The 7,521-nt window shown below is 39.0% G+C and carries 8 protein-coding genes; 1 reads left to right on the plus strand and 7 read right to left on the minus strand.

The window, feature by feature from the left end; all coding sequences use genetic code 11:
* Window positions 1–38: 38 nt before the first annotated feature.
* The 3 genes from VP97_RS18280 to VP97_RS18290 all read right to left on the minus strand — a co-directional run bounded on the left by VP97_RS18280 (window position 39) and on the right by VP97_RS18290 (window position 2,983).
* The gene (locus VP97_RS18280; RefSeq protein WP_050183521.1) at window positions 39–599 is read right to left on the minus strand and encodes a sugar O-acetyltransferase; all 561 of its coding nucleotides are present in this window, start codon (window positions 597–599) and stop codon (window positions 39–41) included.
* A 65-nt stretch (window positions 600–664) separates the two neighbouring features.
* The gene (locus tag VP97_RS18285) at window positions 665–1,897 is read right to left on the minus strand and encodes an MFS transporter (protein ID WP_050183522.1); all 1,233 of its coding nucleotides are present in this window, start codon (window positions 1,895–1,897) and stop codon (window positions 665–667) included.
* Between the two features lie 51 nt (window positions 1,898–1,948).
* Window positions 1,949–2,983 (minus strand): ROK family transcriptional regulator, encoded by a 1,035-nt coding sequence (locus VP97_RS18290; protein WP_050183523.1) that lies wholly within the window; start codon window positions 2,981–2,983, stop codon window positions 1,949–1,951.
* Between the two features lie 264 nt (window positions 2,984–3,247).
* On the opposite strand from VP97_RS18290, the gene VP97_RS18295 reads away from it, so the two are divergent.
* Window positions 3,248–3,757, plus strand: coding sequence for a DUF6843 domain-containing protein (locus VP97_RS18295; protein WP_050183524.1), 510 nt, complete (start codon window positions 3,248–3,250; stop codon window positions 3,755–3,757).
* A gap of 281 nt (window positions 3,758–4,038) precedes the next feature.
* Here VP97_RS18295 and VP97_RS18300 read toward each other — a convergent pair whose 3' ends face one another.
* The 4 genes from VP97_RS18300 to VP97_RS18315 all read right to left on the minus strand — a co-directional run bounded on the left by VP97_RS18300 (window position 4,039) and on the right by VP97_RS18315 (window position 7,452).
* Window positions 4,039–4,440 (minus strand): GNAT family N-acetyltransferase, encoded by a 402-nt coding sequence (locus VP97_RS18300; RefSeq protein WP_050183530.1) that lies wholly within the window; start codon window positions 4,438–4,440, stop codon window positions 4,039–4,041.
* Between the two features lie 195 nt (window positions 4,441–4,635).
* Window positions 4,636–5,379 carry an amidohydrolase family protein gene (locus tag VP97_RS18305; protein ID WP_050183525.1) on the minus strand — a complete coding sequence of 248 codons (744 nt, stop codon included), beginning with the start codon at window positions 5,377–5,379 and terminating at the stop codon, window positions 4,636–4,638.
* A gap of 236 nt (window positions 5,380–5,615) precedes the next feature.
* Entirely contained in the window at window positions 5,616–6,182 is a 567-nt protein-coding gene (locus VP97_RS18310; protein ID WP_050183526.1) for a DUF4256 domain-containing protein, read from the minus strand.
* Between the two features lie 352 nt (window positions 6,183–6,534).
* Window positions 6,535–7,452, minus strand: coding sequence for a bifunctional helix-turn-helix transcriptional regulator/GNAT family N-acetyltransferase (locus VP97_RS18315; protein WP_050183527.1), 918 nt, complete (start codon window positions 7,450–7,452; stop codon window positions 6,535–6,537).
* Window positions 7,453–7,521: the final 69 nt, after the last annotated feature.

Genomic DNA, 7,521 nt, shown 5'->3' on the forward strand with positions numbered 1-7,521 from the left:
TACTCGTCTGACTTGCATAGAACATGAAAAACCGTGATTTATATGTCAATTTGTTTGATCACTCTGGCGGGATTTCCTCCAACGACAACATTATCCGGTATATCCTTCGTCACGACTGCACCCGATGCAATCACCACATTGTCTCCTACCGTTACGCCCGGATTGATGACGGTACTTCCGCCAATCCATACATTGTTTCCAAACGTAATCGGTTTTGCATATTCTTTGCCTGAATTACGTTCGGCTGGATGAAGCGGATGTGTTGCTGTATAAATTTGTACGCCCGGTGCAAGCATACAATTATCCCCGAACCGCACTTCACAAACATCTAAAATGGTGCAGTCAAAGTTGGCAAAAAAGTTTTCTCCTACATGTGTGTTATAGCCATAATCAAATCTGATGTTTGGCTCCATGTAGACGTTTTCTCCCGTTGAACCGAGTAACTCCTTCAATAATCGGGTCCGTTTTTCTCCTTCCGTTTCTAACGTTTGATTATAAATTCTCACCCTGCGTCTTGCTTCCTCGCGTTCCTTCCGTAATACCGGATCAGCGGGGTTGTACATTTCGCCCGCTAACATTTTCTCTTTTTCCGTTTTCATATTAAACAGCTCCCGACCTTTTTAATGAAAAACAAGCAGCTTTGTGATTTTTACATCCCGCGTAATTAAAGTACTTTTGAACTTGATTCGTGCTCTGTTGATAGATCATTCTTTTTCAATAAACGATTCAATTTTTCCGAACTGAGGAACATGCCTGCAACAAAAACAACAATACAAAGCGGGAAAATGCCTATTGTGGAATGTGATGCCATAAAGCCGAGAAGCGGCGGCATAAATGTACTGCCTGTATAAGCGACAGCCATTTGATACCCCATAATCGTCTGGGAATGCTTCCTCCCAAAGCGTATCGGCGTTTCATGCAGCATACACGGAAAAATTGGTGCCAATCCGAATCCAACCATGATAAAGCCTGCAAGTGAAAAAATGGCAGGCAATGGCAGGAATAGAAGTGCAGCACCCGCCAAGGCGATGATTTGCCCGATCCGAATAAGGGTACGGTTACTCACTTTAAAGGTAATAAAGCCTGTAATAAATCGGCCAATTGTAATTCCTGCATAATACAGGGACACCCACTGGGCAGCAGTCGCTGCGGGCAGCTCCTTGATATTTACCAGAAAGCTGCTTCCCCAAAGACCCACTGTTGCTTCAGCCCCGCAATAAAATAAGAAGGACACCAGGGCAAATGTAACGCCTTTGATTTGCAAAGGTTTTACCTGTTCAGCTCCTTCATCATCAAATACATCCTTTGAATCTTCCAGCGCTCCATTAGATGCGACATGGCTGTTTTTTGCCGCTCTCGTCCATAGAGGCAAAGTCAGGAAAAGAATGACAACTAATGCAAATTGAATACCCGCAATCGCAAAATATCCACTTCTCCACGAATGCTGTCCTGAAATAAACTGCGCCATAATGATTGGACCTAACGTAGCCCCGACTCCCCAAAAACAGTGCAGCCAGCTCATATGGTGCGCTTTATAGTGTGCTGCAACATAGTTGTTTAATCCTGTATCAACAGCGCCTGCACCCAATCCAAGCGGTATGGTCCATACAATGAACCAGATGAGCGATGGCGCAAAATGGAAGCCGAGTAAAGCACCTGCCGTCATGAAGCAGCTGACAAGAGTGACTTTGCCCGTTCCAAACCGTTTCAGTATCTTTCCACTGGCCAGGCTGGAGACGATCGTGCCGCCGGCAATCATCATAAAAAGGAATCCGGCTGCCTCAAGCGGAGCCCCATAGTCCGCTTGCATCACAGGCCAGGCTGCCCCTAGCAATGAATCCGGTAAACCTAAGCTGATAAAAGCCAAATAAATGATGACTAAAAGAAATAATGCCATGTGTAAACCCCGCTATTCATTTTTTTGTGGTCAGCTGTGCTTTCGATTGTTTTACCTGCTTGTTCCATCCATCATAAGGTCGAGTCCAAGACTTTGCAGCCCGTATAAATAATCCTGTTTCCAATCACTGACTGTAAGCACTGGAAGATGCTCTGACGGGATATATTTTGAGCTGACTATGGAAATTTTGTCCAATACCGCTTCTTCCACTTCATCCTGACAAAAAATGATGGAATGAGGATTAATGATTGCAACAAATGCGGCTACCAGCCGGCTAATGGCATCGATTTCACCATCTCCATGGATCAGCTCTTTCTGGACCCTGCTTCCCTTTTCTAAAGCCTGCCGAAAATTTCGGTCATTATACTGAGGAACGAATGAAACCTCTCCCGAGAAAAAAGTGCTTCCCCGCACCACATCTCCATTGACCATAATTCCTGCACCCGGACCGTTTTGACCCGAATACAAATAAACAAGGGACTCTTTGTTCTTAATTCCCCTGCTATTGTGATATCCGAGAACAGCCGCATTCATGTCGTTCTCTACTACGACAGGTATGGAAAAATGATTCTCATAGTATCCTTTTACATCAAAATGTTGAAACTGCTCGTATCCTGGTATGAAAAAAATCCGACCATGATCAACGGAGCCAGGAACACCAATTGCCAGGGAACTGATTTTCGGATGCTTCGTCATGATGTTTTCGATGCAATCTGTTAACAAATGCAAGCCCTCATTCACCAGTACACTCGGCGCTTTCCCCTGTTTCTTTACTTCTCCCGCGCAATTAAAAACCGTATAATGTGTTTCTGTTCCCTCTAAAAATATCGCCAGACCTAGCATATGCTCAGGATTATATGTATATCTTTTTGCTCTCCTTCCGCCGCTGGACTCATCTAAACCGACAGAAAAAATTTCCCCCTCCTTTTCCATCTGTGCCAGAAACTTGCTGATGGTCGGGAAACTAATTTCTAATGTTTGGCTGAGTTCAGCTTTTGTGGCACTTCCCTGCTTTAAAAGAGCTGTACGAATACCTCGAAGTATTAATCTCTTTATCGATTTTGGAGCAGCCCGTAATTCATCCATTTGATTCACCTCCTACAACTTATTAAAGAACTTTAATAAGTGGATAAAAATATACATTCAAAAACTTATTAAACTTCTTTAATAAGTTTGAAGACAATATAACATATAACCATGTTTAAAACAATGAAGATTGAATAGTAAAGCAATGGCTCTCTTAAATAGTAATGTTAATTTCTTTCAACTAATAAGAGGTCAGCTTACCTGGATAAAAGTTCTTAAATCGTCTATTGTAAAAATAAATGAGCAAGAAAGGAGAAGGAAATATTGAAAATACGATTTCTTGTGATACCTTTTACACTTTTGGCTTTGGCAGGTTGTACATTTAATGATGCAACAAATGATATTTATTTGATTCCAGAAGGTTATGAAGGATACGTTTATGCATTTTATCATGTAAAAGGCGCTCCTGAAATTAAAAAAGAAGGCGATTATGAAATTCACGATATAAATGAGGACGGTTACTTTGCTACTTCCGCTCCCGATATGGATTATGGGAGGGTTACAGATAAATACTATTATGTAGACAAAAACGGGCAAAGAACCAGCATTGATAAAGAATGTATTAGAGGGATGGGAACAGGCAGCTCTGAAAATGATCCGGACAGTCCGAATAAAATCCATATTAACTATACTGGAATTGAAGTAGTGAAAAATGGATGTGGTCAAGAATTTAAAGAACCTGGTAATGGGGTAGATAGCGAGGATTTAGATTCCATACTCTCGAAAGTATTGCGAAAATACTATGGAGTAGAATCGATGCTGGATGCTAATTGAATGCTGTAAAAAGCTTTACTATTGCTTGTTTTATTAACATTATCAAGAGCCAGGAAACCATTAATACTTTTGGTTAACTGCTGTCTAAGGTAAGGTTAGTCCAACTTACTTGTATGGACGAACTTTTGAGTAACAATTTGAGTTGTTTTGCTTTTGATGTTTTAGGAATCGTTAATTGGCAGTTTTAATATTCCATTAAAAGAACAAATAAAGGAGCCAGTACACTCCTTTATTTGTTCTCTCTTTAACTAACCGCCCCATTAGTTCAATAACCATTCCTTCTAAAGATGTAATTTCAATCCCTCATGCGATGCCTTAAAACCTAACTTTTCATAGAAATGAAGTGCTTCGGGTCTCTTTTTATCTGTTGTTAGTTGAACCATATGACACCCACGCTCTTTGGCGCGTTGAATGGCCCATCGAATTAACATAGATCCTATACCTTTCCCACGTTCTAAAGATGCGGTACGAACACCTTCAATTGTAGCTCTCCATCCGCCTTGATGAGTCATGTATGGAGTAAATGTAATCTGTTGAACACCTACTATCTCTTCACCATAACAAGCTACAATCAATTCATTATTTGGGTCCGTATTAATAGATTGAAATGCTTTTATGTAACTTTCCGGCAAAGGCTGTTTATAAAGCTCTCTTTTGTTTCCTAAAACGTCATCTGAAAGCATATACACAATGCGGTCGAGGTCTTGTATGGTTGCTTCTCTAAATGTAACTTGATTTGTATTCACTGAAATTTCCCCTCCAATGTAACCACGATAAATTTTTGTTCCATTAGATGACAGCCGAAATAGTAAATAAAAGCCTCCATCAGCCCAAGTGTTCACACGCAAAGACTTTAGTATTTTTTAATGAAAACCGGATTACTTGAAATACCATTTTAAAGCGTTTGTATACAAGATTTTATCAGCAGCTTTTTCATCAAATAGCTGCTGAATCAATTCAATATCTTCATATTCAAATGGTCTTTTCGCTCTTGTTGATGGTAGATCTGTGCCAAACATCAATGCATCAGGATTTGTTTTATATATAGATTTTAAAGCGTTTTCAACATTCAGCTCCACGCGCCCAAAACCTGTTGCTTTTACGTGTATACCTTTATCAACTAATTTTAATAAATGTGTTAGTCCCTCTTCAGACAATCCTAAATGGTCAATCGAGATAGCAGGTAATTTTTCAATCGTCGATGCAATTTCCGGTAACTCTTTTGCATCAATATAAAGTTCACTATGCCACCCGGCCAAATCATGCACTCTTCTTGCAAAGTAATCGAGCTTTGATAAATCTTCTGAACCGCCTCGTTTGATATTAAACCGTAATGCTCTTACCCCATTGTTATGCAAGCTTATAATTTCATCATCCGTTACAGTAAAGGGCAATTGTGTCACGCCGCAAAATGCTGGACCCATTTGTTTCAGTGCCTTCAATAAATATTCCTGATCAAATCCTTGAAAAGACCCAGATACAATCACTCCGCCTACTACATTCCAATCAGTCGTTTCATCTTGATAATCTGCTACAACATAGCTCGGTGGTGTATATCCCTGGTTTTCGATAATCGGAAAATCAAAATCAATAATATGAAAATGTGCATCAAAAATTCTCATGATCATTCCCCTTTCTTTTTTTAACATATCAAACATGATACATAAGGGGAATTATAAATTATTAATAAAGACCCATAACTATATCTTATTGATTAAAACTCTTTTTTAATTGAAAAAAGGCCGGCCGAAACAGCAGCCGGTTTTTTACACTCTTGCCCCCGATAGTTAAAGAATGAAAGGAAAGCCTGCCCCAGATGAGCCGTTCTCAAATTCAAATTTAGCTATCTATGTAAAATTTAAATCCTTAATGAGCCGCGGAAACCCCTTGCGCTATAGTAGGATTCTGCTCCATTGTGATACACAAAAACAGTGTCGTAACGACGATCACAAAAAAGAGCCCCGCCGAGTTTTCTAATAGTAGCAGGTGTTTGCACCCAGCTCGACGTTTTCATATCGACATTTTCAAGTTTCTGCAGCTCCCGGTATTGTTCTTCCGTTAAAAGTTCAATGCCCATGGCAGCTGCCATATCAATCGCGCTATTTTCTGGTTTGTGTTTTTTCCTTGACTCCAGCGCTTCACGGTCGTAACAAACACTTCTGCGACCTTTAGGGCTTTCTGCTGAACAATCATAAAAAATGTATTCATCCGTCTTTTTATCATGTCCCACTACATCCGGTTCACCGCCTGTTCCTTCCATTTCATTGAGCGACCACAGTTTTTCAGTGTTAGCTTCAAGCTTAGCTTGTACTTTAGCCCATTCAATACCTTTATGACGGTTCATACTTTTCTCAAAACGGTCTTTTAAAGTTCTGAGTAGTTCTTCACGTTGTTCTAAGGATAACTCCTTATTTCTTTTTGTCATATTCATTTCCCCCTTACTGTTTTTTTATAGACTAAATGCCCCGATAGCTGAATAGTCTCTTCCGTTTCAGTTTCTATAATCAAGTCAATAATTCCTTTAAAAGAAATTTGAAGGGAGAGATGGATTTTGTTATTGCCACAAGCATGGGAAATGTAGGATAAGCAAATAGAAGGATTCTTGCCCAAAATATTAAAGTTCACATTATTAGCTCACCGTGTTCATTCAATAAAATCGCTTCTTTGCTGGTCATATGAGGAAGGACATATTAATATAAACCCTTTGGCTAAGATGAAAGAGCCAAAGGCAGGGAAACGAATTCCAAAGTTTTTAACAGAAAGGGCGTGCGTATTGATTATTTTAATTCTAAATCCCACCGTTCTTCCACAAGCCTCTGCCCCCATAATAATTGTTCCTCTTTTGTTTCAGTAATCTCAAATCCGAATTTTTCATATAATCGTCGGGCTGTCGTCATATTGCTTACAGTCCACAAAAGTACTCGTTCATATTGTTGCTTCTTGCAGTAATCAAGTAATGTTTGAACTAATTGTGTACCTACACCTTTTCCACGCATGGACGATTCCACAATGAACCACCTTAACTGAGCCGTTTTGTTCGTTTCTTCAATTAATCCGACACAACCTGCAAATTCTCCGTTATCTTCTGCAATCCAAATTTTTTCGATTTTCTCATCAAAGGTCTTATAAAGATAGTCTAGAAATGTTTCATCAAACCCATAGTTATCTGCATAAAAAGCTCTTTGTGTTTCAATGATAAGCTCTTTATCTTCGGCAGTATTACCTTCTCTTATAGAAATAATTGATTCTTTTTGATCAAGAGGCTCCGACAAAACCATTTCAATTGTTTTCATTGCTTTGATAAGCTTTTGTTGATTGTTGAAATCTATATTTCTTAGTAAAAATTCAATTTGCTGGTTGGATTCGTTATCTAAACCCTGGTATATTTTTTCTCCTGTTTCAGTTAAATGAATAAAACAAGTACGACCATCTTTCTCACATTTCTGTTTATAGATCATATTTTGTTCTTCAAAACGTTTTAGTATTCTACTCACATAACCACGATCTAAACCCAATTCTTCTTGCAGTATCTTTGCTGTACAATTACTTTTACTTTTAATTTCAAATAAAATCCGTGTTTCTGTTAAAGAAAAAGGACTATCATATACTTTCTGCTTGAGTAAACCAAGAACATTGGTATAAAAACGATTAAACTTTCTCACTTCAGATACGCTTGAAACAGTCGGTTGCGTCATACTTAAATAACTCCTTTAATCTGTAGTAATTGACTTTGTCAACTATGATAAAAGCATAAAACAATATAG

Source organism: Domibacillus robiginosus (assembly GCF_000966195.1).
Taxonomy (GTDB): domain Bacteria; phylum Bacillota; class Bacilli; order Bacillales; family Domibacillaceae; genus Domibacillus; species Domibacillus robiginosus.

What these genes read in the sequence shown, in the direction of transcription:
- VP97_RS18280 (WP_050183521.1), bottom strand. Translation starts at nt 599, where the DNA reads ATGAAAACGGAAAAAGAGAAAATGTTAGCGGGCGAAATGTACAACCCC.
- VP97_RS18285 (WP_050183522.1), bottom strand. Translation starts at nt 1,897, where the DNA reads ATGGCATTATTTCTTTTAGTCATCATTTATTTGGCTTTTATCAGCTTA.
- VP97_RS18290 (WP_050183523.1), bottom strand. Translation starts at nt 2,983, where the DNA reads ATGGATGAATTACGGGCTGCTCCAAAATCGATAAAGAGATTAATACTT.
- VP97_RS18300 (WP_050183530.1), bottom strand. Translation starts at nt 4,440, where the DNA reads ATGCTTTCAGATGACGTTTTAGGAAACAAAAGAGAGCTTTATAAACAG.
- VP97_RS18305 (WP_050183525.1), bottom strand. Translation starts at nt 5,379, where the DNA reads ATGAGAATTTTTGATGCACATTTTCATATTATTGATTTTGATTTTCCG.
- VP97_RS18310 (WP_050183526.1), bottom strand. Translation starts at nt 6,182, where the DNA reads ATGACAAAAAGAAATAAGGAGTTATCCTTAGAACAACGTGAAGAACTA.
- VP97_RS18315 (WP_050183527.1), bottom strand. Translation starts at nt 7,452, where the DNA reads ATGACGCAACCGACTGTTTCAAGCGTATCTGAAGTGAGAAAGTTTAAT.